Annotated in this window: 32 protein-coding genes and 2 pseudogenes; 14 read left to right on the top strand and 20 right to left on the bottom strand. The window is 59.5% G+C overall.

Going from position 1 to position 26,028, the window contains the following annotated elements; genetic code table 11:
- A partial coding sequence (locus PGX04_RS06830; protein WP_273737824.1) for an AI-2E family transporter occupies positions 1–1,025 on the bottom strand: 1,025 nt, incomplete at its 3' end.
- An 82-nt stretch (positions 1,026–1,107) separates the two neighbouring features.
- Here PGX04_RS06830 and PGX04_RS06825 point away from each other — a divergent pair.
- The gene (locus tag PGX04_RS06825; protein ID WP_273737823.1) at positions 1,108–1,782 is read left to right on the top strand and encodes a CBS domain-containing protein; all 675 of its coding nucleotides are present in this window, start codon (positions 1,108–1,110) and stop codon (positions 1,780–1,782) included.
- Here PGX04_RS06825 and PGX04_RS34090 read toward each other — a convergent pair.
- Positions 1,778–1,909: pseudogene (locus PGX04_RS34090) on the bottom strand (class I SAM-dependent methyltransferase); the annotation flags it as partial. The gene PGX04_RS06825 and the pseudogene PGX04_RS34090 overlap by 5 nt on opposite strands.
- Before the next feature lie 109 nt (positions 1,910–2,018).
- Between PGX04_RS34090 and PGX04_RS06820 the strand changes: the two are divergent.
- The gene (locus PGX04_RS06820; protein ID WP_273737822.1) at positions 2,019–2,402 is read left to right on the top strand and encodes a DUF302 domain-containing protein; all 384 of its coding nucleotides are present in this window, start codon (positions 2,019–2,021) and stop codon (positions 2,400–2,402) included.
- A gap of 100 nt (positions 2,403–2,502) precedes the next feature.
- On the opposite strand, the gene PGX04_RS06815 is transcribed toward PGX04_RS06820, so the two are convergent.
- Positions 2,503–2,928, bottom strand: coding sequence for a universal stress protein (locus PGX04_RS06815; protein ID WP_273737821.1), 426 nt, complete (start codon positions 2,926–2,928; stop codon positions 2,503–2,505).
- Between the two features lie 635 nt (positions 2,929–3,563).
- Between PGX04_RS06815 and PGX04_RS06810 the strand changes: the two genes are divergently transcribed.
- Positions 3,564–4,013, top strand: coding sequence for a pyridoxamine 5'-phosphate oxidase family protein (locus PGX04_RS06810; protein ID WP_273737820.1), 450 nt, complete (start codon positions 3,564–3,566; stop codon positions 4,011–4,013).
- A gap of 160 nt (positions 4,014–4,173) precedes the next feature.
- On the opposite strand, the gene PGX04_RS06805 is transcribed toward PGX04_RS06810, so the two are convergent.
- Complete coding sequence (locus tag PGX04_RS06805; protein WP_273737819.1) at positions 4,174–4,941, bottom strand: SDR family oxidoreductase; 768 nt, start codon at positions 4,939–4,941, stop codon at positions 4,174–4,176.
- Between the two features lie 189 nt (positions 4,942–5,130).
- Positions 5,131–5,319 carry a hypothetical protein gene (locus PGX04_RS06800; RefSeq protein WP_273737818.1) on the bottom strand — a complete coding sequence of 63 codons (189 nt, stop codon included), beginning with the start codon at positions 5,317–5,319 and terminating at the stop codon, positions 5,131–5,133.
- A gap of 223 nt (positions 5,320–5,542) precedes the next feature.
- Here PGX04_RS06800 and PGX04_RS06795 point away from each other — a divergent pair, with 223 nt between their 5' ends.
- Entirely contained in the window at positions 5,543–6,400 is an 858-nt protein-coding gene (locus PGX04_RS06795; protein ID WP_273737817.1) for a universal stress protein, read from the top strand.
- 91 nt (positions 6,401–6,491) lie between these two features.
- Positions 6,492–6,989 carry a universal stress protein gene (locus PGX04_RS06790; RefSeq protein ID WP_273737816.1) on the top strand — a complete coding sequence of 166 codons (498 nt, stop codon included), beginning with the start codon at positions 6,492–6,494 and terminating at the stop codon, positions 6,987–6,989.
- Between the two features lie 32 nt (positions 6,990–7,021).
- On the opposite strand, the gene PGX04_RS06785 is transcribed toward PGX04_RS06790, so the two are convergent.
- Positions 7,022–7,492: an NAD(P)-binding protein gene (locus PGX04_RS06785; RefSeq protein WP_273737815.1), complete on the bottom strand. Its 471-nt coding sequence runs from the start codon at positions 7,490–7,492 to the stop codon at positions 7,022–7,024.
- Positions 7,493–7,688: 196 nt separating this feature from the next.
- On the opposite strand from PGX04_RS06785, the gene PGX04_RS06780 reads away from it, so the two are divergent.
- Positions 7,689–8,456 carry a proteasome assembly chaperone family protein gene (locus PGX04_RS06780; RefSeq protein WP_273737814.1) on the top strand — a complete coding sequence of 256 codons (768 nt, stop codon included), beginning with the start codon at positions 7,689–7,691 and terminating at the stop codon, positions 8,454–8,456.
- Between the two features lie 87 nt (positions 8,457–8,543).
- Positions 8,544–8,972 carry a universal stress protein gene (locus PGX04_RS06775; protein WP_273737813.1) on the top strand — a complete coding sequence of 143 codons (429 nt, stop codon included), beginning with the start codon at positions 8,544–8,546 and terminating at the stop codon, positions 8,970–8,972.
- A gap of 75 nt (positions 8,973–9,047) precedes the next feature.
- Here the strand turns inward: PGX04_RS06775 and PGX04_RS06770 are convergent, their stop codons facing one another.
- A complete protein-coding gene (locus PGX04_RS06770) occupies positions 9,048–9,848 on the bottom strand; it encodes an ABC transporter permease (RefSeq protein WP_273737812.1) in 801 nt (266 codons plus the stop codon).
- A 165-nt stretch (positions 9,849–10,013) separates the two neighbouring features.
- Between PGX04_RS06770 and PGX04_RS06765 the strand changes: the two genes are divergently transcribed.
- A complete protein-coding gene (locus tag PGX04_RS06765) occupies positions 10,014–11,204 on the top strand; it encodes a COG1361 S-layer family protein (RefSeq protein ID WP_273737811.1) in 1,191 nt (396 codons plus the stop codon).
- 36 nt (positions 11,205–11,240) lie between these two features.
- Here the strand turns inward: PGX04_RS06765 and PGX04_RS06760 are convergent, their stop codons facing one another.
- Positions 11,241–12,185 carry an ABC transporter ATP-binding protein gene (locus PGX04_RS06760; RefSeq protein WP_273737810.1) on the bottom strand — a complete coding sequence of 315 codons (945 nt, stop codon included), beginning with the start codon at positions 12,183–12,185 and terminating at the stop codon, positions 11,241–11,243.
- A gap of 150 nt (positions 12,186–12,335) precedes the next feature.
- On the opposite strand from PGX04_RS06760, the gene PGX04_RS06755 reads away from it, so the two are divergent.
- Complete coding sequence (locus tag PGX04_RS06755) at positions 12,336–12,998, top strand: SOUL family heme-binding protein (protein ID WP_273737867.1); 663 nt, start codon at positions 12,336–12,338, stop codon at positions 12,996–12,998.
- A gap of 234 nt (positions 12,999–13,232) precedes the next feature.
- Here the strand turns inward: PGX04_RS06755 and PGX04_RS06750 are convergent, their stop codons facing one another.
- The 8 genes from PGX04_RS06750 to PGX04_RS06715 all read right to left on the bottom strand — a co-directional run bounded on the left by PGX04_RS06750 (position 13,233) and on the right by PGX04_RS06715 (position 18,324).
- Positions 13,233–13,685, bottom strand: a complete 453-nt coding sequence (locus PGX04_RS06750; RefSeq protein WP_273737808.1) for a universal stress protein — start codon at positions 13,683–13,685, stop codon at positions 13,233–13,235.
- Between the two features lie 36 nt (positions 13,686–13,721).
- Positions 13,722–14,462: a ZIP family metal transporter gene (locus tag PGX04_RS06745; protein ID WP_273737807.1), complete on the bottom strand. Its 741-nt coding sequence runs from the start codon at positions 14,460–14,462 to the stop codon at positions 13,722–13,724.
- A gap of 279 nt (positions 14,463–14,741) precedes the next feature.
- Entirely contained in the window at positions 14,742–15,182 is a 441-nt protein-coding gene (locus PGX04_RS06740) for a universal stress protein (protein WP_273737806.1), read from the bottom strand.
- A 53-nt stretch (positions 15,183–15,235) separates the two neighbouring features.
- Complete coding sequence (locus tag PGX04_RS06735; protein ID WP_273737805.1) at positions 15,236–16,078, bottom strand: universal stress protein; 843 nt, start codon at positions 16,076–16,078, stop codon at positions 15,236–15,238.
- A gap of 92 nt (positions 16,079–16,170) precedes the next feature.
- Entirely contained in the window at positions 16,171–16,374 is a 204-nt protein-coding gene (locus tag PGX04_RS06730; protein WP_273737804.1) for a dodecin family protein, read from the bottom strand.
- 110 nt (positions 16,375–16,484) lie between these two features.
- Positions 16,485–16,904, bottom strand: coding sequence for a universal stress protein (locus tag PGX04_RS06725; RefSeq protein ID WP_273737803.1), 420 nt, complete (start codon positions 16,902–16,904; stop codon positions 16,485–16,487).
- 82 nt (positions 16,905–16,986) lie between these two features.
- Positions 16,987–17,397 (bottom strand): universal stress protein, encoded by a 411-nt coding sequence (locus PGX04_RS06720; RefSeq protein WP_273737802.1) that lies wholly within the window; start codon positions 17,395–17,397, stop codon positions 16,987–16,989.
- 459 nt (positions 17,398–17,856) lie between these two features.
- Positions 17,857–18,324 carry a hypothetical protein gene (locus PGX04_RS06715; RefSeq protein WP_273737801.1) on the bottom strand — a complete coding sequence of 156 codons (468 nt, stop codon included), beginning with the start codon at positions 18,322–18,324 and terminating at the stop codon, positions 17,857–17,859.
- 187 nt (positions 18,325–18,511) lie between these two features.
- On the opposite strand from PGX04_RS06715, the gene PGX04_RS06710 reads away from it, so the two are divergent.
- Positions 18,512–18,973: a DUF2267 domain-containing protein gene (locus PGX04_RS06710; RefSeq protein ID WP_273737800.1), complete on the top strand. Its 462-nt coding sequence runs from the start codon at positions 18,512–18,514 to the stop codon at positions 18,971–18,973.
- 112 nt (positions 18,974–19,085) lie between these two features.
- Positions 19,086–19,970, top strand: a complete 885-nt coding sequence (locus PGX04_RS06705) for a universal stress protein (protein ID WP_273737799.1) — start codon at positions 19,086–19,088, stop codon at positions 19,968–19,970.
- Between the two features lie 64 nt (positions 19,971–20,034).
- Here the strand turns inward: PGX04_RS06705 and PGX04_RS06700 are convergent, their stop codons facing one another.
- From PGX04_RS06700 to PGX04_RS06690, 3 genes and pseudogenes are all read right to left on the bottom strand, one after another.
- A complete protein-coding gene (locus PGX04_RS06700; protein WP_273737798.1) occupies positions 20,035–20,250 on the bottom strand; it encodes a hypothetical protein in 216 nt (71 codons plus the stop codon).
- A gap of 323 nt (positions 20,251–20,573) precedes the next feature.
- Positions 20,574–21,488, bottom strand: coding sequence for a universal stress protein (locus PGX04_RS06695; RefSeq protein WP_273737797.1), 915 nt, complete (start codon positions 21,486–21,488; stop codon positions 20,574–20,576).
- Positions 21,489–21,683: 195 nt separating this feature from the next.
- Positions 21,684–22,062 (bottom strand): annotated as a pseudogene (locus PGX04_RS06690) (universal stress protein).
- A gap of 790 nt (positions 22,063–22,852) precedes the next feature.
- Between PGX04_RS06690 and PGX04_RS06685 the strand changes: the two are divergent.
- From PGX04_RS06685 to PGX04_RS06675, 3 genes are all read left to right on the top strand, one after another.
- Positions 22,853–23,278, top strand: a complete 426-nt coding sequence (locus tag PGX04_RS06685) for a universal stress protein (protein ID WP_273737796.1) — start codon at positions 22,853–22,855, stop codon at positions 23,276–23,278.
- Positions 23,279–23,501: 223 nt separating this feature from the next.
- On the top strand, positions 23,502–23,951 hold the full coding sequence (locus PGX04_RS06680; RefSeq protein ID WP_273737795.1) for a universal stress protein: 450 nt from the start codon (positions 23,502–23,504) through the stop codon (positions 23,949–23,951).
- A gap of 80 nt (positions 23,952–24,031) precedes the next feature.
- Positions 24,032–24,625, top strand: a complete 594-nt coding sequence (locus tag PGX04_RS06675; RefSeq protein WP_273737794.1) for a flavodoxin domain-containing protein — start codon at positions 24,032–24,034, stop codon at positions 24,623–24,625.
- A gap of 110 nt (positions 24,626–24,735) precedes the next feature.
- Here PGX04_RS06675 and PGX04_RS06670 read toward each other — a convergent pair whose 3' ends face one another.
- Complete coding sequence (locus tag PGX04_RS06670; RefSeq protein ID WP_273737793.1) at positions 24,736–26,025, bottom strand: MFS transporter; 1,290 nt, start codon at positions 26,023–26,025, stop codon at positions 24,736–24,738.
- Positions 26,026–26,028 lie beyond the last annotated feature (3 nt).

Here is a 26,028-nt window from a genome sequence, read left to right as displayed (position 1 = left end):
ACAACCATGATCACCGGTCCGAGAAAAATTCCGTACCAGCCGAAGATCGGCGGGCCCAAGATATACGCAAATAGGACCAGTCCCGTTGGAAACATTCGCCCCGAAAGCGTCGGTCGCACGTAGGTTCGGATGATGCCGTCAAAGAGGATGCCCATGACGACGTAGAATACGACGGGAAACCAGAGGCCGGTGGGGCCCGTTCGAATCGCTGTCAGCGCGAGGTAGCCAACGATACTTGCGTATACGATGTTCCGGCCGACGAGCGGAATCACCGACGCGAGCCCAGTTACGATCGCCAGCAAAAGGACCTGTGGAATCTTGAGTCCCGCCGGGGCGATCGCGTTGAGACCTGCGTAAATGACGCCGGCTAACAGCACAATCGCGAGAATCGTCAGCGTATATCCGAAAAAGATAGACTGCAGTCCCTCATCAACGTCCCGTAGATACGTCGTTACGTTAGGTCTCTCTCTGACGATTTCGGTTCGAACCCAGCGTCTGAGATGGCGTTCGTCGCGGACTAGGAAGAATGCGAACAGAAACGTAACGAACAACAAATACGACGCAGTGAGAAATCGGCCGACGAGTCCGCTGAACCACTGCCCTATGGTGGCAAGCCTCGGATCGGTTGCTAGGTCCTCTGCGAACGGATACACTTCCGCATCGGTCGTCGGGAGTTCGTCGGTATCTACGCCGGGAAAGAGTCGTCCAAGAACGGCGTCGAAATCGGTTACCTCTAGGGTCGCGATCTGAACGATTGCAAGCGACGCGACGACGAATAGGGCACCAACGAACGGAAGAACGACGAGCACGAGCGTCACGATCGCACTCGTTCCCGAAGAGAGACCTCGTTGGTAGAGCCGCCTCGAGACGGGCCGAGCGACGTAGTACAGGAAGATCCCGAAGACGATCCAGCCAATGTAATCGCTCAAGGCCGTGATCAACACGATTGCAAGCGCGAACGCGAACGCCCACCACCAGCCTCTCGACCGCAACCACTCTGCGTCGATGTCCCCGTTCGGGATCATGGGCAAGGAACGAACACCCTTGACGAAAAAGACGTTTTGGGTGGCGTCCGGTGGTTATGGATCTCGACGTCGTCCGTAGCCCATGGTCGTTCCAGTATCTGTGGAAGAAGTGATGAGTGCCGTCGAGACGGCTCCACCGGACGATACTGCCGACGCGGTTGTCAGACGCTTCGTCGAGTCCGGACACGAATTGATCGTGATCGTCGACGACGGGGAACCGATCGGTATGGTTACGCGTTCCGATTTCGTGTCGCTAATCGCGTCGAACGAGCCGATGACGCAGACAACGCACGAGTTCATGTCGGAACCACTGCTCTCCATCGAACCGTCGACGTCCGTTCACCAAGCAGCAGAGATACTCTACGAGCACCAAATCAGTCAGCTTCCGGTTTTGGACGATGAGAGACTCGCTGGACTCGTTATCGCGACCGATCTCTCACATTTCGTGACGAACGCGACGATGAACGATGGCGTGTCGACGCCGACACTCGAGTCGAACAGGAGGAAAGAACGCGAGTGGAGCTACGAGTACGACGACGAGGGTGGACTGGGCGTTAGTGTCGGTGATGTCGTCACGTTCACGAAACCGATCACGGAGAGCGACATCGAACTGTTCGCCGTGGTGAGCGGTGACAAAAACCCGCTTCACCTGGACGACCAGTTCGCGAAGCGAACGCGGTTCGGCCACCGAATCGTTCACGGTGCACTCGCGTCGAGCGTTATCAGCGCCGCATTGGCACACTCCCCGGACAGTTGATTGCGTGGCGCTGGGAGTATGGGCACGGTGACGGGTTCGATCGCCACCGGAGGGCGTATCCGAGTCCGGCGAGCAGCGTGAGTCCGAGCAGGGTGGCGATCGCTCGTATGGTACGACGAGAAACCATACTGTCACTTCACCGTGGACTGACTACAGTCTTCCTCGAACTGACGCACGTGCCGCAGGCTTGCTGTTGCTACCCCAACTACGACCGTTCTCGAAATTGGTCGTACAGTATGTCCTATACGCTTCGTACACAAGTCGACGGCGAGTTTGACAATATCGTCGAGAAAACGATCGACGCCCTCGAGGACGAGGGGTTCGGCGTGCTCTGCGATATCGACGTCCAAGAAACGCTGAAAAAGAAACTCGACGAGGACTTCCGACAGTATAGAATCCTAGGTGCGTGCAATCCGCAGTTGGCCCATCGGGGACTCGAGAACGATCTCGAACTCGGGACGTTGCTCCCGTGCAACATCGTCGTCTACGACGATGACGGCGGCGTCGTCGTTAGTGCGGTCGACCCGCAGCGTCTGATCAGTGTCGCTGACGACGACGAACTCGACCCGATCGGCAACGATGCTTACGAGCGCTTCGAACGGATTCTCGAGTCGCTGTAGCCCGATTGCCTGATTTCATGTATCGGAGGAAGATACGGTCGATGTCATTGTGTACGCTTATTCTACTCATACTCTTCAGCGCGTTCCGACGATTCGCCGTCTACCGGATCACGAGGACGGGAGCGGGCGATCGGCGAACGACATTTTCCGCAACGGTCCCGAGCAGGACGCGTGAGATTCCCTCCTGTCCGTGGCTTCCGACGACAATCAGGTCGACCGCTTCTTCCTCGGCCGTCGCGACGATTCGATGATCCGGTTCGCCCGTGGCGACGGTCGTTTCGAGACTTCTGCCGTACTTCGATGCGGTCTCCCTCGCAGACTCGAGGACGTCGTCCGCGTATTCCTGCGCTCGCTCGGTGACGGGAATTTGCAGCTCGGGACCCACGAGTTGCGCCCACTGACCGGCCGGGACCTCGATGACATACAGTGCGATGACGGTCGCATCCGGAAATTTTTCGAAGACTAATTCGAGGGCTTCTATCGCTAGTGGCGATCTGTCGTACGCAACGAGAATTCGCTCAGCCATGGTGAACGGATTCGACTATCCAGCATAAACGTTTCACCGGATCGGACGAGGGACCGACCTTCGCGTGAAAAACGTGCTCCTGCGCCACGTGACGAACCTGCAAGGGATGTCCCGATTGGGTTACTGGAGGCGAGTAAACGTCTCGATCTACCCTAATATAACTTCAAACGTGTCGCGGCTGTCGACGGAGTACTCTCTTTGGCAGCGGGACCGGTCAGATTCGCTCTCGCAGCTATCGCTCTCGTCGTTGGCGAGGAGCTAACTATCACTGCGGTCACTCAGAAATGTCCCATGAACGATCTCTTCAGTATCGACATGTATCGAGGCGAAGTCGAGTCTCGCTCTGAGGTCGAGAAAGGTAAGAGCCGCAGGCCTGGGCGACTAAGCTGAGATCGAACTACCCTCTTTTCGATGAAAATCACATGAGTTCAATCGTTTTCTCGTTCCACAGCGGTGCATGGGATTGAGAAGGGATTCTTGCTGAGAGCGTGTGTCGATTCCAACGATTGGTGTGGGTAGCGAAGTACGATCTCAGCGTGGCACTCAGGCGCGTTTCATCAGCGTCGTTCTCACCACATTGAGAGTCCGGTCCGCTGTAATAGGATACTTTCTACCCCTAGATCGTGTGAGAAGATATGCAGGATTTGCGCTGGGTTCAAATGAGCGAGGAGGAGATGAACGAATTCCTCGGCCGAGGCGGAACGGGTGTCATTTCTTTTTCCACAGACCCAGATGAGCCGCCGGTTTCGATACCTGTTTCGTACGGATACAGTGCAGACGTGAGGCGCTTCTACTATCGACTCTCCTTCCCCCGGGATAGCAGGAAAGAGGATCTCGTAGACAGGCTTATCTCCTTCGTTACGCACGACAAAACCGACAGCGGGTGGCGAAGTATCGTCGTCACAGGGCGACTATCGGACACTTCCGACGCACCATACGAGTCAACCGAAATACAGGGGATGTGGGCTATTCAAATCCCGCTCGTCGACATTTTCGAACGACCACCGAGAGAAACGACGTTCCGGTATTTCAGTCTCGATCCTGCGACGATGACGGGACGGAAAGAGGTGATGAGTGACTCGTAGCGCCGGTACACAGCGCAAGAACGTAGACGGTGGCGAAGCAGAAGCCTAAAACGCTGAAACCAGTCATCTAGCGATCGACGTTACACGGAAGTACTGGCGTAGACGGACTACCGTGACTACTGAACTACCAATCTAAATGGTGCTTTTTGAACGTTTCCGGTTATCCAGTATGAGTGTACCCGCCGTCGACGACGAGTGACTCGCCATTCACGTAACTCGAGAGATCACTCGCAAGAAACAGCGCGACTCCCGCTATATCCTCGGGGTCTCCGATCCTCCGCGACGGAATCGCTTGCGTGAACTGTTCGAGCGCTTCGGATCCCATGTGTGCGTCTTCCATCATTGCGGTTTCGATCCCGCCCGGGTGGATCGCATTCACGCGGATTCCGTCCGGACCGAGGCGATGGGCTGCCGCGTACGTCAACAATCGGACTGCGCCCTTGGAAACACAGTAGGTGACGTAGCTACCGTTTCCGACGAAGCCGGCGATACTCGAGACATTGATGATCCGTCCGCCCCCGTTTTCGATCATCCGCTGGGCCGCGAGCTGAGTCCCGAAGAACGCTCCTTTCACGTTCACGCTCATGAGTTGTTCGTACTGGTCGGCGGTCACATCGAGAAATTCCTCCGCACGAAAGATACCCGCGTTATTGACGAGCACGTCGACGCCGCCGAACTGCTCGGCTTCGTCGAGCGTCGCCTCGAGATCGTTGACGCTCGAGACGTCGCAATCGACGTACGTCGCCGTCGCTTCGGTTTCGTCGGAGATCAGTTCGTGAGTCGGCGTTCCGCCTTCGCGCGGTTCTTCTCGCACGTCAGCGACGACGACATCGGCCCCGTGTTCGGCGAACGTCCGCGCGATCGATCGCCCGATTCCGCTCGATGCACCGGTCACGACGGCCGTTTGCTCCGCGAGGAGGTCCGTCATGCCCTCGGGTACCACGTCGAACTACTTGCCTTTATCACGGGCGCTCGTTGGGTGGTTGATACGGCCTTCCCGTCATAATTGCTTTCTTGGTCGATTTTAATCCATAAATTTTCGCTGTCTACGCGGCCGAAGACCGACGGACTGAAGACTGAAACGGATCGACACCACTGGTGCTGAGAGGCGGTCAAACTATCCCCAGAACGAAGCATTCCCCAAGCAGTAGAGAAACGCCGCCCATCCGAGGAAGAGTCCAGCGATTATCACGAGAAAATCTGCCAACTTCGTTCCGAAAATGAAATCGTATCCGATACCGATTGTCAGGAGAATCAACGCTACGCCGATCAAAACATGACACCAGCGCTCTGCCTGCGGTTCCATATACTGCTCTGCCACGTGCTAACACAAATAATATTCTTCCAACACAAACAATATTGTAGGACCCATGAGGTTCTATGGAATCGAAATGAGATTGCTGCCGTTTCACGTGTTCGTCGCGATACTCTCGAGCGAGGCGATCGAAACCGATCATATCGAAGCATTCTCTCGAGTCGCCCAACACCCGCCAGGATAGCTGTAAGTGCATGCCGATCGAACGTACCGTATGTACGATCGCCTCCTCGTTCCGACCGACGGAAGCGGCCCCGCCAATGCCGCCCTCGAGCTGGCCAGTCGAATCGCTTCGCCGACGGCGACCATTCACGTGCTGTTCGTTTCGGAGGACGATCGAGACGTCAGCCCGTCGGACGCACTCGATCGGACGGCCGAAGAAATACTCGCCGACGCTCGAAAGACGGCGACCGCCGACGTCGAGACCGTCGTTACCGAAGAGCAACGAGGCGATCCCCGGGACCGAATCCTCGAGTACATCGAATCTGCGGAGATAGAGCTCGTCGTTATGGGTGCGCACGGAAGGCGGGAAGCCGGGCCGGTAGTTCTGGGACGCGTGACCGAAGGGGTCGTTCGTAACGCTTTGGTCCCCGTACTCGTCGTTCGTGCGAGCGACGATATCCAGTCCCGCTACCCGTTCGATCGTGTGCTCGTCCCAACAGACGGAAGCGAACACGCGCGCATCGCGTTGGAACGCGGCGTGGAAATCGCCGTCGAGACGGGAGCGACGCTTCACCTCCTGTCGGTGGTGAACGTAACGCGTTACGGAACCGACTCCGAAACGGGTGCGCTGGTCGATCACCTCGAGGAAAACGCGAAGGACGCCCTCGACGCGGCGGCCGAGAGAGCGTCTGTCGACGGGATCGATGTCCGCACGGCAGTTACCGTCGGATCGGTTCACCGGGAGATCGCTGCGTACGCAGAGACCGAAGATATCGATCTGCTACTCATGGGAACTCACGGCCGAAGCGATCTCGAGCGAGAGTTGCTTGGGAGCGTTACGGAGCGCGTCCTCCGCACTGCACCGGCTCCCGTACTGACCGTCCGCGCCCGACAGGGGGACGGACCGTAACGGGTTCGTCCACGGCTACCGGCGTGGGTTCTCTCCTGGACCGTCCGTAACCACCCCCGGAGTTATTGACCGGGGAATAGAGGCGGAACGTATGGCGTTCGTCGTCCCATTCGATGGATCGGAACTCGCGGAGGCCGCCCTCGTCAGGGCCGTCGAGTACGGCGCTGCACTTGACGAAGAGATCGCGGCCGTAGTCGTCGTCCCGGAGCGAAAACAATACGCACGAGAGAAGGGGTGGATCGACGAGAACGAACCGTACGATGTCGATGCAGTCGTCGCGGATCTTCGCGAACAGGTACAGACGCTCGCACCGTCGGCGGCGTTCGAATTCGAACGAATCCGCGAGTTCCCCCCTGAGACCAGGCTCGCCGACCACATCGAGCGACTGATACTGAACCACGATCCGAGCGTCGTGTTCCTCGGCAGTGATAACGTCGGCCGTATTGTGACGCCACTGACGAGCGTCGGCGTTCACGTCGCCGCCGAGGAATCGTACGACGTGTTCATCGTTCGCCATCGGGTACCACCCAAGCTCGATGCCCTCAAACCGCATTCGGAATTTTACCGGGAAACGGATTCGACGCAATGATCGTCGGGGTAACTCCTGTCCTCAGGTAACAGCTAATGCACGTGATCCGCGAACTCTTCGACGAGTTCGTCGATATTTTTCCCCATTACGGCTGATTCGATCAGTAGCCGGCTACCGAGGAAATCTGGACTGGTCACTCTATCCGCCCCTACGTGCTCGAGCTTTTCCACGTTTTCGCGGTCACTTGCCGCCGCGACGATACGAACGGAGGAGTTCAACTCCGTGACGGTTAGAATCGCCATCGCATCGTGAGCATCTGTATCCCCAGCAATAATAACGACGGTAGCATCTTTGATGTTTGCTTCTTCAAGTATCTCTCGAGGACTAGGGTCGCCTTCCAGTATCCGTGACGACTGAATTGACGGTTTGAGATTTGCAGCGTCTTTCGCGATAATCAGGAATTCAACGTCCGGTTCCAGTACCTCGACGAGTATCGGTGTGAGATCACTGACTCCCAGTATGAGGACGCGATCTGAAAACGCTGAAGTAGTGGATTGATTCACAGTGTATCACTTCTCAACGCAATTGATTTGATGGATAGCTATCGATCTGCTACCGATAAATACGGATGGCATGAAATACCGGCTCAGTCACTGTGCCGGGATAGAACGATCACTCTTTCGTACTACTCTCCTCGAGATCCGTTAATCGGTCTGTGATGGCTAGACAGCTATATCAAATAGTCGCGAATGGGGAGCTATGACTCGAGAACCGTCATTCGAAGTACAGACGGCTGTCGGCGTCGATTCTGGCGACGTCCTCCTAGTCGGGCTGGCCGACGTCGGAGCGGCCAGTCTCACGGCGATCGACTATCTTATCACCCACCTCGAGACGACGCAAATCGGCTCTGTTGCCACTCGGAACCTTCCGAGCATCACTCCGGTCGAAGAAGGAACGCCTCGGCGTCCGATCCGACTGTATCGAGTCGACGACGTACCGATTACGGTACTCGTCAGTGAGGTGTTCCTCCCGGTTTCCGTGGCAGAGCCATTCGCGGACGCCCTATTCGACTGGTCGAGTGGTCGCGATATCGACGAAATCGGTGTTCTTCACAGTACACCGTTCCCTCACGCCGAAGACGAACACAACGTCTTCTACGCCGCGACCCCCTCCTTCCGCGGAGACCACTTCGGAAATGAAGCTACCGATATCGAACCACTCCCCGGCGGTGTGTTGGACGGAACGACCGGCGAGTTACTCGGCCACGGAATCGGGACGGCACCACCGTCAGTAGGGGCGTTCGTCACACCGACACACTTTCCTGGCCCGGACATCGATGCCGCTCTCCGGCTCCTCAAGGGCGTCGAATCTTGCTATCCGATCGAAGTTGACGAAGGAGAGCTACGCCAGCGATCGGAGGAGATGAAACGGTATTTCGAGGAACTCGCGTCGCGGCTAGCGACGCTCAAACAGGAAGAGCAGCCGATTGAGGGGCGCGACTTCCCCGAGGATCGAATGTATATGTGAGTCGTCGCTCTCGGGAGCGAAATCGGGACACAAGGGATACGTGCTGGCTCCCTGTATTCCTTTATTCGATGCTCGCGTAGCGAGCGTATGATCGAGCGTGTTCTCGTCCCCATGGATAGTTCGGAGATGGCTGGAAAGGCGCTCGAGTACGCACTGGAAGCTCATTCCGACGCCGAGATCACTGTGTATCACGTCGTCGGGGCACCGACGATGATGATGGGTGAAGCGGTCGGTCTCGCATTAGCCGATGATCTCGAAGCCGAAGCCGAAAAACACGCCGACATCGTCTTCGAGGCCGCTCGTGATATCGCCGCCGAATACGATGTGGAAATCGAAACGGAAGTCGGGATCGGTCACCCGGTGCGAGCGATTCTCGAGCACGCCGAGGACTACGACGCAATAGTGATGGGGAGCCACGGTCAACATAGCGAAGATATCACGCGCGGCTATCTGGTCGGGAACGTCGCGAAGGAAGTGTTCCGCAGAGCACCTGTTCCGGTGACGTCCGTCCGGTGATTCCGGACGAAGAAAACGGGGTTCGCGTCGACGTGACGGAAGAGGATGAAACGCCCATCGACGGAGCGCTGTGAGTCACCCGGAGAGGTCGCGCCGTTCGAAGTATTCACCGCTGACGACGACGAGGACGACGACGGCGACCAGGAGAACCGAAAGATCGGACCACGAGATTTCGCCGCCGATGAGAATCGCACCGGGGTCGAAGTACCGAGAGAACGCGACGCTGCCGAGCCACTCGTAGTCGGTGTCGAAGGTGAACGTATCGAGCAGGAAGAGCCCGAAGACCGATCCGGCGCCGACGGTCTGCGCGCGGCGGACAGAATCGAACGCGACGGAGGCCGTAAGTCCGACCCCGGCGCAGGCGAGCAGATAGGCGATCGAGTACGCGTGGACGGTGAACAGGTCCGTGACGTCGATCGATTCGCCGACGAACACCACGCCGACGTAGACCGCGAGGAACGTGATCGCGTTGAGCAACACGACGCCCGGAACGAGCGACAGGAACTTGCCGACTACGACCCGAGACCGCGTCACCGGCAGCGACAGTGTCAGTCCTACCGTCCCACGTTCGACCTCCCCCGCGACCGTCGAGGCCGCGGCGTAGGCGTAGTAGATCGCGAGCAGCAACACCCAGCCGAACTGGTAGAGCTGGGAGACGAGATACCCCTCGATCGTGGTCAGCGTCGTCACGTTCCCGACGAACGCGCGCGTCGCTTCGGGCGGCAGCGACTCGAGATAAGCGTCGAGATCGGCGCCCGTCTCCTGAATCGACGGGAATAGCGCAACCGTAAGGGCGATCAGCGCGACCATGGCACCGGCGAGTAGCAGCGACCCGCGGAGTCGACGACCGGCTTCGAACGCGGTGAGATCGAGCATCGGATATTAGGGGTCCTGTCTTCCGACGGGAGCCGGAACCTTATACGTGAAGCGCATCTGCTTCAGGTAACAAGAAGTTGTCACGACAACAGCCCGGTAATCGTCGCTTCAATGACGGGAACGAGCTGGTCGATTTATCCGTAAATCGACCGTCTCACGGTGGACATGGGCGTCCGAGAGGCGACATCGAATCGACGGCGTCGAGCAGCCGTTACGGCGGGTGTCCTCTCGATCGTCGTCGTCCTGATGCTCGGACCTGTCGCGGCGACGGCCCCGGTCGAAACAGGGCTGGTCACGCCGCTACAGAACGAGTCGCGCAACGATACGGACGCGAACGGATCGATCGACGATCCGAATGCCGACGAAAGCGCGCCGCCCGCCGATACGACTGGAGACGAGTTCACGCCGCGGTCGCCCGTCGAGAACGACACTCCCGCACCCGAACCGCCGCTTGCTGTACCGGCGACTGATCCACAGATCGTCCAGTCGGCCGACGGGAACGTCACCGTCGCCGTCGCGGAGAATCAGTCGGTCCGTGCGGGTGAAACGACGCCGGTCACGCTCGAGGTGACAAACGACGGCGATCGACAGGCGACCGACGTCGTCATGACGTTGCGAGCGGTCGACGGCGCCGTGATGTTCGGGCCGCCCGACGCACCGCAACCGATGCGGTCGGTCGTCGTCGACGACATCTGGCCTGGCGACACCGAGACCCTAGCTGTCGACGTCGTGGTCTCTGACGTCGATCCGGAGACGTATCCGCTGTTTGCATCCGTGCAGTACCAAATTGACACCGAGGGCCCGGCCGACGACGAGTTTCGACTGAACGAGACCGACGAGACGAACGACACCCGAAACGACGACGATGACGACGAAGAGACCGTCGTCCGGACCGACGGTCCGGCGCTGCTCGAGCTCCCGGTTGACGGGTCTCGAGCGTTCGATGTGACGCCCGTCCGCGACGAGATCCCCGTCGACGGAGCAGGCGTCTACGAGGTCCGAATCGCGAACAATGGGGATGACCCGGTGACCGGCGTCGTCGCCGCGATCGAGGTCGGACCGCCGCTGACGAGCGAGTCGCCGACGGCGTACGTCGGCGCGCTCGAGCCGGGAGAGTCGGAGACAGTGCGGTTCGCTCTCGAGTCGTCCTCGGACGCGGTTGAGACGACGACCAGCGTCGCGCTCGCGCTCTCGTACGACGCGGGCTCCGGGAACCGAGCGAGCGCGGATCCCGTTCAGGTTCCAGTTTCGGTCGCCGAAACGGACGAGGACACCGGTGTCGACTCAGTCGCGCCGTTCGTCGCCGTCGCAGTCGTGTTCGTGCTGGCGGCGATCTGGTGGTTCCGGAGGCGTTAGAGCTTGAGCGCGGCATCGTGCGCTCGCGCGCTCGAGTTAAGGTGACGCGCCGTTCCCGCTCGCTGGCGAATCGGAATCCTCGTCCGTTCCTCCGTAAAAGTGCATGAACACGTCCTCGATGGACGCCTCGCGGACCTCGAGTTTGAGAACGGTGTACTCGCTCAGGCAAGCGATCAGGCCGTCGAACTCCCGCGCGAAGACGAGTCGGTACTCGCCGTCGCCGTCCCGGCGATCGACGCGGGCGACGCCCGGGAACTCGAGCGCAGCCGTAGGTGGTTCTTCGGCCAGTCGAACGGTGGCGATGGTGCCGCCCTCCGCGAGGATGTTCTCGACGGTATCGAGTTCGATCAGTCGACCGTTCCTGATGATGCCGACGCGATCGCAGACGCGACGGACCTCGCTCAGGATGTGCGAGGAGAAGAAACTCGTTCGGCCCGCCTCGCGCCGCTCCTCGAGCAGTTCGTAGAACTCGTTCTGAACGAGCGGATCCAGCCCGGACGTCGGCTCGTCCATGATCGCTAAGTTGGGTTCGTGCATGAACGCCGCGATGATGGCGAGTTTTTGTCTGTTGCCGCTCGAGTAGGCCTTGACGTTCCGATCAAGGGGAACGGGGAAGCGCTCGAGGAGTTCCTCGCGACGCTCGTCGCCGCGCAGCCGACCGAAGTGGTCGAGTACTTCCGCGCCCGTGACGCGATCGTAGAAGGTGACGTCGCTCGGGAGATAGCCGAGACGTCGCTTCGCATCGTGCAGTTCCGCTCGGTTCGTCACGTCCCGTCCCAGCAGCGACGCCGTTCCGTCGGTGGGTTTCAACAGCCCGAGGAGGACGCGGATCGCCGTCGACTTACCCGCGCCGTTCGGTCCGAGGAAGCCGAAAATCTCTCCTTGGTCGACGGTGAACGTGAGGTCTTCGACGCCCCGAACGTCGCCGTAATATTTCGTCAGGGAATCGAGTTCGATCGGCTGTGACTCGGCGCTGCTCACGCGCCGACCGACGACGTCTCGGGCCTTATACGTTCCAGACGAGTCGTCGTCCCAGCGGGTCGATACGCGGACGTGTCGGCGACGACGAACGGCTCGAGACGTCTTTGAGCCTCCCCCTGGATCTATTGGGCTGTGAGATGTACGGTTCTCATGCGCCCCATCCGAAATCTGTTGCTCGGGACCGCCGCCCTGCTTGGACTGTGGATCGGTTGGGGTGCGTACGTCGGTCGAACGACCGAGCGCGTCCCGTCGGAAACGCTGGGGCGCTTTGACGGCGTCGAGATCCGTCGGTATCCGCGAACGGTCCTCGCCGAGACGACGGCGCCAGACGCGAGGACGGCGTTTAGGCGCCTCTTTCGCTATATCTCGGGTGCGAACGCGCGCCGCGAGGACGTAGCAATGACCGTACCGGTGGCGATTCGAGGTGCGTCGATTCCCATGACCGCACCCGTACGGACGGCGTCTGGTGACGGTGACGTGACGATGGCGTTCTACCTCCCGTCGACGTACACGCCCGAAAGCGCCCCGACGCCGACCGACTCCAGCGTACGACTCGTCGTCGAACCGCCGCGGACGGTCGCGGTGCGCCGGTTCTCGTGGTATGCGACGGACGAGCGCGTCGGCCGGGAACGGGAGCAGCTACTCGAGCGACTCTCTCGGCGGGAAATCGAAACGCGCAGCGAATCGACGCTGCTCCAGTACAACGATCCGTGGACGCCGCCGTTTATGCGAACCAACGAGATCGAAGTGATCTTAGAGGACGTACCGAAGCACCTCCGCAGCGATCGCGGCCAGACGGCTGCACGGGAGTAATACGAGGCCGTCTGAAGTCCCAGATTGTGACTGAGTAACAAGACGTTTGGTCGTCCCTCGACCACCGTATGACGGTCTCTGCGACGCTCCCGAGAACGACCTTGTCGGTAGGGATCGTCCGTGGCTCCCCGTGACGGGTTGATCGAATTCGTTCCGAGTCGCGTATTCGACGGACGTCGGCCAGTATCGCTGACCTGTCAGTGATGATGGACGATACCGATATCCGTCGAGATACTACTCATCTCCGTCCGGCGGCTCGTCCCGAATGATCGTCACAGAACCGGGCGATCGCTTGACGACTCGTTCGGCGACACTTCCCAGTAAGAACCGTTCGAGACCGCGCCGGCCGTGACTCCCAAGGACGATGTGGTCGACGTTGTGCTCCTCGGCGTAGGCGACGATCGTTTCAGACGCTGCTCCGACTTCTGATTCCGTCGTGACCTCTGTATCGTACTCGCGAGCAATCTCCTCAGCCGTGGCTATCACTTCCTCAGCCACCTCTTGGGACCGTTCGAAAGCCTCCTCTGCGTAGAAGACACCGTCGATCCCGTCCGCGCCGGCCCACTCCCAGGGGTCGTTTACGTAGAGGACGCGGATCGTCGCGTTGTCATACGTCGAGAGCGCATGGTGCAACGCAGCAGTCGCCTGCGGCGATTCGTCGAACGCGACCAAGATTGTGGCAGCCATATGTCTCCCCTTAACGACCACGGATAAATCTTCCAGTCATAGAGAGTGGACGTACAGTACCGCGAGACCAACCAGAAATGCGACTGACTGGCGGAGCGCTAGGGCCGGATCCGGTTCGTCCTTGAACTCCGGGATGAGGTCTGCCCCGGCGATGTAGACGAAGTTGCCCGCGGCGATGGGAATCACCACACGAGGGAGCCACTCGACGGCATTCGCGAACGCGAACGCAACGCCCGCACCGACAAACGCCACCAGCGCTGTTACTAGGTTATACGCGAGTGCTTTCGGCCGTGAGAAGCCGCCGTAGACAAGTACCGCGAAATCGCTCAGTTCCTGCGGAATCTCGTGGGCCGCGATCGCAACAGTCGCGGCGACACCGAGGCGAACCGACACGAGGTAGCTCGTCGCGATGATCATCCCGTCGACGGCGTTGTGTATCCCGTCGCCGAGGAGGATCATGTACGGCAGCACGGTCGATTCTGATTCGTGAGTGCCGTGATGGTGGTGCCAAGAGAAGAGTCGCTCGAGCGCGAACGCAAGGAAGACGCCGCTGACGAGGAGCGTGCCTGCCGTCGTATCGAAGCCGTACTCGTCAGCGTATTCGGGGAGGAGATGCAGAAACGTACCGCCGAATAGCGTTCCCGCCGCAAAACTCACGAAGTACGTCAGCGAGTCCTCTAACCGATCGCGACGAACAGCGAAAAAGAGGAGGCCCAGCAGTGCGAGCGAACTGACGACTGCGACGCTTCCGATAGTGTACGCAAGTTCCGAATCCATAACTGAATTGATGGGGTCAGCGTCGTCGCGGAGTGATGTTTGAAACGGCCTGACACTATTCGCAGTCTCGCTCGGCGGTACCGGACACTGAATCGTGTCGTTTGACCCTGCGGACGTTTCCGACCGTAGGAAGGTGGCTTCGCCTCCGACTGATATACCGTTGCAGTCGTCGTTCATCTCCCCCGATATTCCCGGAATACGTCTCGAAGTCCGCAATCTGGGCCGCCTCTTTGCGGGTCAGTTACCCTGTTATCCGGGTACTATTGACTGTCTACTTCGCTATCGCACGATCGTCACCGGTATCGGAGCCCGTCGCGTGACGGTTTCAGCCACGCTTCCGAGCAAAATCCGTGCGACGCCGGACCGGCCGTGGCTGCCCATAACGATGTGGTCGACGTCGTTCTCGTCGGCGTACTCGAGAATTGTCCTCGCGGGCGGCCCCGTCTCGACCGCGGTTTCGAGGACAGTCGTCTCGAGAATACCCGCGTCGTCGGCACGGTCGCGCGCCTGTTCTCCGAGTTCTTCGCCGCGTTCGACGGCCCGATCGTGAACCTGTGTGTCGTAGTAGCCGCCGCCTCCGTAATCGCTGTAGATCCCTTCCATCGGATCGACGACGTGTACCGTCGTGATCGTCTCGCCATCGTAGTTCGAAACCGCGTGGTCGAACGCGGCCCACGATTGCGGTGAGCCGTCGAGCGGGACGAGTACGTGCGTTCCCATACCGAGGAAACGTCGTGAGAGTACAAGAAACTCGCCCATACGGGGCGGTACAATTAGCGTTCTTCGACGGACCGCACCGTTAGAACGGGGACCGATGCTGAGCCGACGACTCGCTGAGAGACGCTCCCGAACGCGAGTCGATCGAGTCCGGTTCGGCCTTCCGTCCCCACGACGAGGAGATCGATCGACCGAGCGTCAGCGTATTCGACGATCTCACTGTGTGGAACGCCTCGCTCGATCGCTCGAATAGTGTCGAGACCGCGCGTGGCCGCTCGAGTCTCGACGGTCGCCGTCGCCCTCGATCCCTGTCGTTCGAACTCTTCGAGAACGGCGGGAAGCCTCGAGACGGTGTCGTCGACCACGTACAACGCATGAATCGTAGCGCCGTATGCTTCGGCCAGTGCTATTCCGTGGTCGATCGCGCCGTCCGCGCCGTGACGCTCGTCCGTCGCGACGAGAACGTCATCGAATCGACGGGGGATGTCCGTTGCAGTCGTCGATACGGTGAGAACGGGACGGCGGGATTCGCGAAGTACACTCGTTGCGACGCTTCCCAGAATCCACCGTCGGACTCCCGTCCGGCCGTGCGTTCCTAGAACGAGAAGATCGACGGTGTGCTCGTCGGCGTAAGCCAGTATCTCTCGATGTGGTCGCCCGTTGCGGACGGCCGTTTCGGCGACCACGTCACGTTCCGCCGCGGAGTCGGCGACACGTTCGACGGCCTCTCGGAAATCGTCTCGTCGATGATCTCGGACACCTCCCGAATGTGATCCATCGTCGATAATGGACAAGACATGCACGTTTGCACCGAGTTGCTCCGCGACGGCTAGACCTTGCTCTGCGGCGACCGAAGCGAGCTCACTCCCGTCGGTCGCGATGAGTATCTCTTGGTACATTATCGGATAGTGAATCGAGGACGAGTAGTTTCCTCGATGATTGCATCAGCTATTCTCCAGTAGCCTTTCGTCATAGTTGTGCCAGTGAGCGATCAGTACTCGACCGGGAACGCGATTTCAGTCGTCGCTTTGTACTGAACGATCTCATCGTCTTCGACGTTTGCCGTCCAGTTCTCAACGTTGATACCGGAGATATCGTCGACCGTTTGACTCGCCTCGCGAAACGCTTCGTGGGCTGCATCTTCCCAGGACTCTTCTGACGTCCCCATAACGCGGATTACTTTGATTGCCGTCATGGCAATCGTCGTACCATCGTCTCCGGTATAATCCCCACTCGCTCCGATCGTGACGGTCACGACCGACGAGAAGTATGCGCGCGGTTCAGTCGATGGATCTCCCCCGTCACTCACGCGGTTAGCACGGGCCGATTCGCCGAACGGACGATGCGTTCGGCGACACTGCCAATCTTCCCGGCTCGAGCGTGGCTCTGCCCCTGATAGCCGATCACGACGAGATCGGCATCGATCTCGTCAGCTGCGTCAAGGGCCTCCTCCCAGGGACGACCGTGACAGACATCCCACGTACACTCGATACCGGCGTTGTCAGCGCGATCGCCTAACTCTTTGAGCAACGCTTGCCCCTGTTCTTCGAGCTGGTTGAGGACGATCGCAGTACTACTCAATGCAGGTTCTCCGTACCGGTACGTCTCCACGCAGTACAACGCGTGAACGCGAGCGTCGTACTGATCTGCGAGCGCCAGCGCGTGTTCGACGGCGCGGTTCGCGGGATCGCTTCCGTCGGTCGGAACGAGAATCGTGTCGTACATCAAACTATTCAGAGGCACATCGGATCGGGGCATATACCTTTCATCGCGACGGTTGATACGTTCTGGGCGAGCCGTACCCCGATCACGCCGTGATCACCGGCCGACCAGCGGTTCGAACGACTCGCTCGGCGACGCTTCCGAGGTGTTCGTTAGGCCCCGATTCGAGTCCCCGATTGCCGAGAACGACGAGATCGGCCTTGATAGCCGCGGCATAGGAGTCGATCTCCTCGTCTGGACGTCCGCTTCGTAGTTCGGCCGTGACGTCGACGTCCGATCTCGCGGTGACGTCTTCGAGAATTTCCTCTCCGCGTCCCTCGAGTTCTCCGAGGATGCCGCCCGTTTCGGACAGCACCGGTCGTCCGTACCGCGTCGTGTCGACGACGTAAATCGCGTGCAGATCGGCATCGAACGACGAGGCGAGATCGGTCGCGTGATCGACTGCACGGTTCGCGGCGTCGCTTCCATCCGTCGCGACGAGGATCGTGTCGTACATGGGCGTGATTTCTCACACCCGTACCGACCATATATGTTACAGATATAAGGTATCTTATACTAGTGCCGATTTGACTCGGTTTTCTGTCCGACGAACGACTTCGAGTCCGCCATCCGCCGCGTGCTCTCTCGACTGCGCGGTGCTGCCGTCGCTCGAGAGTCGTACCGACGCTCATTCGCTGTCAGTAGTAGCCACTGCAAGTCAATGCGCACCCGATCGCACGACGGGAGCACGGTTCGGAGCGAGCACCGTGAGCGAGAACCGCGTACGATGCGATCGGTGTGTAAATCGTTGCAGTTGTTACTATAATAACGGGTGAAAACGACTCTCCCTCAAGTCTCGAAGCTCCTCGAGGAGTGAACGAAACGGATGAAACAACCGAATCGGTAGGACGGTCCGTCGCTAATTCAGCCGGTCCGCGGCGGGTTCGGTAGTCGCAGACGTACGTTCGAGGCAACCTTAGTCATGGGGGAACCGAGGAACGGACTCAGGCGATTCTGCGACGATCCACCAGGTAACGTCTACCGACGAATGACTGCGTTCGACGTGTTCGCGCAAAAGCGCGCCCGTTTCGTAGTCGTCGCCGCAGATGTTGCACCGATGATGGTGATGAGTGGGTGAGAAGAGCCGATCACGTCGCCCGTCAGAGTACATTCGAGGGGGAAGCGCATCGTCAGTCGATCCTCCCCTCGAGAGACCGCTCCGGATGCGAAGCGCCAGTCGATCGAAGTGGAGGAACCGCGGATGATCCACGACGAGCTCCGAAAGGACGGCAAACGGGATCGCGATTATGACGACGATACCGATCACGTCGGGCGTGACCGCTGCGTCTGTCGCGATTACGACGGCGAGAACGTCCTCGGTGACGCCGAAAACGATACCGATGACGAAGAACTCGAGGAACCGCTTGAGTCGCTGAATGTTCATACGACAGCGTACGCTCCGGAACTGCGTGATTCTTTGGCGTTCCCTGACGCGTCTCTCGGCGGAGTCGGTGTGGAGCAGTTCGTTTCTGATTCGCTCGAACGTCGAATCCGGTCCTCGTCGAAACGACAACTGATGTGACCGACGAGAGGGGTTTATAGTTCTGAGCGGTGTGCGACCCTCGAGTGCTATGAATTTCGATGAATTCACTGGCGAGGTTCAGCATCGACTCGAGCTACCAGGAACGGGTGAAACCGTTCGCGCGATTAGAGCCGCGCTCATGACGCTCGGCCAGCGAATTCCGGACGGCGCAGCAGAGGATCTCGCGGCCTCGCTGCCGATGGAGATTCGCTGGTACATGACCGGCGCCGTCGACGAGCACGGCCAGCGATTCGACTGGCGAGAATTCGTCTCACGAGTGAGCGAAATAGAAGGGAACAACCCGTCCGAGGCTGCGTACCACGCCCGTGTCATCGTCGATCTCGTTCGGACGCAGGTTCCACAGTCCGATTTCCGGCAACTCCGCGATCAGCTCCCTGAAGACCGACGGGACGAGAATTGGGAGAAGCTGTTCGAAGTCGTCGACGCCGGCGGCTGGGGCGACGCCGAAGAGGCACAGACGGGTGGCGGACCGCAACCCGAGAACGGGTGATCGCGGAACCGACCCGCGAGACGATGCTCACACCGTCACTGAGAGCGCCCGATGAGTAGCAGCAGCTCACCCCTGGCGAAGAACGAAGAGCGTGGGAGTTGAAGGTCGGGGTATGTACGACCGTATTTTGATCGCCGTCGACGGGAGCGACGAGGCCGAGCGGGCAGCGGAACGCGGATTCGAGTTCGCTCGCGTCTTCGACGCGACCGTCGACGTCTTGCACGTTGTCGAGCGAAAGTCGCTTCGACTCGCGAGATCCGCCGACGAAAAGGCGCGACTTCGAGAACGCGGTGAAACCGTTCTCGAAGAAATCGAGGACCTCGCATCCGATATAGACCGGCCCGTAACGACAGAACTGACGGAGGGAAAGCCCTCGATCCGGATCACTGAGTATGCAACCGAACGAGACGCGGGGCTGATCATCGTCGGAAGACAGGGACTAACGGGGCTCGGAAAGCGACTCCTCGGCGGCGTCACAGAACAACTCCTCCACCGAAGTGATGTCCCCGTCTTCGTCGTTCCGAAAGGTGCCTCGGACGCAACGGCCGACTGCTCTGACCTGCTCGTTCCAACAGACGGAAGCGAGATCGCCGCCGTCGCTGCCCGACACGGCGCCGCGGTCGCACAGCGCTACAATTCTGCAGTTCACGTCCTCAACGTCGTCGATCTACAATCCGCGGGCGGCGCCTTCAACGCCGGGGGCCTTGAGCGCGAGTTTGTCGATCGACTCGAGGCCAACGGTAAAGAGATCGTTGAGGACGTGGCGACGGAGATCGGAGACGAGGTTCCAGACGTCACGACTGCCGTCGTGCGAACGACGTCCTTCGACGGTGTCGCTGCCGGCGTCCGCGAGTACGTCGAGGACGCCGACATCGACCTCGTCGTCATGGGGGCGCGCGGTCGGTCGAATCTCGGCCGCAGGACCCTCGGCAGCGTTACTTCGTCCTTCCTACGGACGGTCGACGTACCCGTCCTAGTCGTGACGCGCTCGTCGTGATAACATCGGTGTGCCGTCCGACACGCCAACATTGTCGATCTCCAACGACGGAAGGCGACCGCGGTCACGCACCGGCCGCGAGATCGTTGAGGATGCGGTCACCGAACCTGAAGACGAGTAGCGCACCGATCAGTTCAAACCCGAGATTGAGGACGGTTTCTTTCGTTCCGTACGAGACGAGTACCGGCTTCAATCCGAGGCGTTTCACGGTGTGAACGGCGTACTCGACGATCGCGTGACGGCTGCTGGAGTTGAACGCGTCGACTGTAACATTACTCATGGCCTCCGTCACTGCGCAATTCTTGAATATGCCGCCGACCATAATATTGAGCTCATCGTCGTCGGTTGCCATTGAACACTGGATCAGCTCGTTCGTGGGTGCATGTCGAAGCCCGTCTCCGAGGAAGCGTTGGTCCCTATATTGATTGTCGAGCAAAGGACTGCTGCGTGCGCGACTGTAGGCGACCGCACACGAACGATCGACCTGCTCACACGGTTCGTCTTTGGTGCTCTTTCAGGAAGTGATAGAACAGGGCCGCAATGAGAGCCAGTTGTACGATTGCGTCGACGAGCCCTACCAAGAATATTCGCGTTCCATCGGGGTCACCTGACGACCGTTACCGGCGTGGATGATCGTCGAACGATCTGCTCGGCGACGCTCCCGAGCAAAATACGCGTTCCGCTGTCGTGGCTGTGACTACCGATGAGAACGTGGTCGGCCTCAATTCGATCAGCGTACTCGAGGATCACACGTGGCGGGGCCCCAGCCTCGATTGTCGATTGGAGATCCGTATCGGTATCGCCCACAATCGAGTCCGCAATCCTTAGAACGCGGTCCGCGTCCCGATTTGCTCGTTCATGCCAGGCTCGGACTGCATCGTACCACTCCTCGAAATTAGGGTAATCGTCGCTGCGGACGCCGAGGTAATCGAGATCGTCGATAAACGGATACCGCACGTAGAGCACGTGCACCGTCGCGTCCGGAAACGTGTCTATCGCGTGTTGTAACGCATTACACGAGGGAGATGATCCGTCGAAGGGGACGAGCACTGTATCCGGAAACCCGATCTCTCTGTCGTCGAACGTTGATCGAAGGACAGTGACCGGGGCCCGCGTCCGGCGGACAACGGCTTCGGTGACGTTCCCGAGCAACTCGTCTCTGGTATCCGCTCCAGGCGAACTGGCTGTGGCATCTGCTCGATGAGCGCTATCTATCACGATCCGATCGAACGTATATAGATCGGTGTATCGCAGGATCGAATGAATCACGTGCCCGTAGACGAATTCGGACAAAATCGTCGTCGAGCAATCGTCTTCGATACTGCGTACGGTTTTGAGGGCGTCTTGTGCCTGTTCGTATCGCTCTCGTGCTTGGTCCGCTAAATCCGGAACCGTCGCGAACGGCTTGAGGGTATAGAGTGCGGTAACCCTTTCTCCGCCGAAGACATCGGCTGCGTATCGTAGTGTTGACTGCGAGCGCTGTGATCTGTCATATGGAACGAGAATTGAACGGTCCATATCTGACGGTTCGACGGACAGCGCAAAAGTACTGGGCCAAGTACGACGGTGTAGTGCCGACCAATCGTCACTTTGAATGCGTTTACTATGGCGGGGACTATTGGAATTGCACCCGTCATCCTCGCGACTCGGCTCAAGTCGCGATCACTCTTCTTCGACGGGTGTCTTCACAATCGTTACGGGCCGTTCAGCCATTCAGGCGACGCTGCCGGGCAATCGTCGATACTCGCCCGGCCGATTCTTCAGCTGATAACGGTGAGATCGATGTCCGCTTCGTCGCCGTACGCGAGGATCTTTCCGTGGGAAACGCCGTGGCGGATCTCGCTCACCGTCTCAATTCTGGCGTCGGCCACCCGATCGGTGATCGAGTCGACCGCATTGCGACCGGCGTGTTCGAGGCCTTCGAACTCGTAGACGTACTCGTCTCCCGGGGTACAAACTGTATGCCTCGGCGTTCACGATGTACAGCATATGCAGTTCGGCGTCGTACAGTCAGGCGGTGTCGATAGCGTATTCGATCACCTGTCCAACGCCGGTGCTCCATATCGACCGGGACCAGGAGCCGGACATACATTAAGTATGTATTTCCGGAATAAAGGATCTATTGGAGGTGTGATTCTATTGTTCTCGGATTCTCGCTGCGCTCTGACGGTCCTCTGACCCGCGTCAGTACTCCCACCAGCGGCGGAAAACATTTGATTATAAAGAATCAGTAGCAGTCATCCTGTTGGCGCTCCCTCGAAATACTTTGTTAGTTACGCGTCGTCAATCGGCCCCGTAGCGGAAATTGACGAGTTTCGGCCATAACGTATCCCACAACGACTACTATTCGGATTACGTCATGTAGGCCTTAAATGTCCTATAAATAACTTCTTTTCGAGGAGTCAACGATTACAATTGTATGGTTGTAATGTTCAATGCGCTAAACCGATATTTTTGGGTGATATAGTCCGCTGGTAACAAAACCGACTGAAACAGTCAGTAACAAGGTGTGAAAATGACAGCAGAACGGTTTACCGGATTGAGCCGAAGTACGCATCGGTTCGATCTGATGGATCGGGGACGGTCGTGTGGTGAGACTCTCTATCAGAGCGGCTGACACCGACCTAGTCGCCGTCGTCATCATCCTAAGTAACCCGTGAGCGAGTGACGATGACGATCATGTCGCCGACCATTAACTCAGTTCTCCTCCTGACGGGCTCGAGCGACGGTATCCTCGCGGGGTCGAAACGTGGCCTCGGTCTCGACGAGATGGTCGATGCGACCGTTCACATCCGCTGGGTCGTCGAGTCCGTCGTGGCGATGATCCAGGATTGTTCGAACGCAGTCACGGTATTATACTCACTGACTGCGTGGAGAATAACATGAGTGATCGACTACTCATTCCGTACGATGGTTCAGAACCGGCGAGAGATGCACTCGTATATGCGCTCAAGAAGTTCCCGGATGCAGATGTCGTCGCCCTGTACGTTGTCCCAGTTCCGGAAGGCTACTGGGCAGCGTTCCAGAATCCCGAAGAGCGGATTCCCGCCGCTGACCAAGCCCGCGATCAAGGACGCAATATCCTCGACGAAGCGTCCAAACTCGCAGCGGACCACGATCGCGATATCGATACCCAACTTACTACCGGAAAACCCGACCACGAGATCGTCGACCTAGTGGAGGAGGAAGCGTACGATACGATTGTCATCGGAAGCCACGGCCGTGAGGGGATTTCGCGCATCCTACTCGGAAGCGTCGCGGAAAACGTCGTCCGCCGATCCCCGATCCCCGTCGTCGTCGTCCGGTAGGGTCGCGATGGCCGTCGAGCCGATCGTACTCGAGGATCGGGAGTCGGAAGATAGCCGACGGTAATGAAGACTATCGTGAGCTGCTCCGGGGTGAGCTCCCGGTCGGTTTAGGTCGGTACGTAGTTCTCGACGATATGGTCTCGAAGGATATTTGGATCCGACGGCGTGGTCGATGGGGGTTTGCCGGATAGTATTTTGAGACTCCGCGAGGTACGCCAGTTCGATGTCTCAGCAACTACTAGTTCCCGTCGACGGGTCTCCGCTATCGAAACGAGCGCTGGAGCACGCGTTCAGGGAGTACGAGAACGCGTCCGTCGTCGCGCTCCACGTACTCGATCCCATGGATCCCGGCTACAGTTCACCGACCAACATCGACGTCAGAAACGAACCGCCCCACGGTTCCGACGAGTGGTACGAGCGGGCGAACGAAGAGGAGGAGAAGATCTTCGACGACGCCCGCGAACTGGCGAGCGAATACGGCGAGGAGCTCGATACCGAAACCGCAACGGGTGAGCCCGCGCGCGAGATCGTCGATTATGCCGAGGAGAATGAGATCGATCACATCGTCATCGGCAGCCATGGACGAATGGAGGCGACGCGACTGATGCTCGGCAGCGTTGCCGAGTTGATCGTCCACCGGTCACCGGTCTCCGTCACCGTCGTCCGCGACTGAACCGATTGGCCGTTGCCCGCCGGGAGGCGTGTCCGGGAAGTCGTTTTATATTCGTGCTTGAGGTAGGGAGAACCGATTCGATGCTATCGTTTCTCATCCTCTACGGCACCGGTGAGGGACAGACAGAGACCGTCGCCGACCGTATCGCCGAGACGATCGACACACGCGGTCACGATGCGACGGCGATCGACGTCGATGAACTCTCGGCGGGATTCGACCTCGGCGAGTTCGACGCAGTCCTCGTCGGCGCCTCGATTCACGTCGGCAAACACCAGCCGTCGGTTCTCGAGTTCGTGCGATCGAATCGAACGGATCTGAACGCGATGCCGACGGCGTTCTTTCAGGTATCGCTGTCCTCCGCGACGGAGGAGGGCCGGGCGCAGGCGGTGGGCTACTTCGAGGAGTTCTCCGCTGAGATGGAGTGGCACCCCGATCGGGTCGGATTCTTCGGCGGCGCGTTGCGCTATTCGGAGTACGGATTCCTCAAGCGATTACTGATGAAACAGATCGCCAAGCGAGCCGTCTCGGACATGCCCGAGGCGGACGCGTCGGGAGACGTCGAGTTCACGGACTGGGACGAAGTCGAGGCGTTTGCCGCCGACGTAGCCGCATTTGTCGAAGGACGGTTGGGCGTCACGCCACCGGGCGCTACCGGCCAGCCGGAACTCGAGTGAGCGCTCTCGAGTTCACCTGGGAGGTCGATCGGCGGGTGCCGATGGAATCGGACCGCGGTCACGCCACCCGGAGGGACATTTCGGATCGGTGGTCGAGAAACCGTGGCGGCTCAGTCCTCGGGAGCCACACTATGAGAGGATTCCGGTGCTGGTACCGGTGGCTCGTGGGTACCGAATTCGGGATGCGTCTCCTCCATCCACACGTAGACGACGGTACCGGAGAGGAACATCAAGATCGCGGTCATGTAGAACGCGGCTTCGGCGTTCACGAACTCCATCGAGAGGCCGATCAGGATTGCACCGACACCGTAGCCGGCGTCGCGCCACATCCGGTAGACGCCCATTCCGGCCGACCGCCACGTCGGATGGGCCGCGTCGCTGGGGACGGTCATCAAGTTGGGATAGAGCAGCGCCATTCCGAGCCCGGAGAGCCCGGCCAGGGCCACCCATGGGAGGTAACTGTCGACGAACACCATCCCGAGGACGCCCGCGCCGGCGAGGAACATTCCCGCGACGACCGGCGGACGGCGGCCGATGCGGTCGGCGAGGCCCCCGGTTCCGATCTGGAGGAAGTACATCGCGCTGTGGACGCCGACGACGACGCCGACGGCTTCGATCGCGAGCCCCTGACTCGTGAGATAGAGCGGCACGGCGATCCAGAACAGCGTGTCCACGAAGTTTTCGATGTGGCCGGCCTGGGCCGCCGCGAACAGCGTCTTGTCGCCGTAGGTCGCCCGCTTCAGCACCTCGTTGAACGGGAGGTTTGCATTGTGGTGGCCGTCGTCGGCCTCCATCTGTGCGAGTTGGACCGTCTCCTTGATGAGGAAGATCGAGATGAGGAACGCCAGTACCACCACAACGGCGAGGAAGTAGAACGGCTCCGGGCGAAGGCTCGTCTGGCCGGCGATGACGCCCGTGATCCACGCGCCCGCCGCGACGCCGGTGTAGCCGAAGGCCTCATCGATGCCGACGGCCAGCCCGCGCTGGTCGGGGCTTGCGAGGTCGATCTTGGCGTTGATCGCCATGCTCCAGGTCAGCGCCTGATTGATCCCGAGCAGGATGTTCCCGACGGTGATCCAGCTCCAGCTCGGGGCGTAGATGAGGATAATCGGGATCGGGAGGGCGGTGAGCCAGCCGAGCACGAGCACCGGTTTGCGGCCGTACTCCTCGCCCCACTTGCCGGCGTAGAGGTTGAGCAGCGCCTTGACGAAGCCGAAGGAGACGACGAACGAGCCGATGACGAAAAACGACTCGACGCCGAGTACTTCCTCGCCGAGGACGGGGACGACGGTCCGCTCGGAACCGATCGTCAGACCGGTCGCGAACACCAGCAGGACGTGAAGCGAGAACTGTCCGAGGTGTTCGCGAATCCCCTGTCTCAGTTCTGTTGGCCCACTCATTGG

It is taken from the genome of Natrinema soli (assembly GCF_028618695.1).
This window is presented reverse-complemented; position numbering and strand designations above follow the sequence as displayed.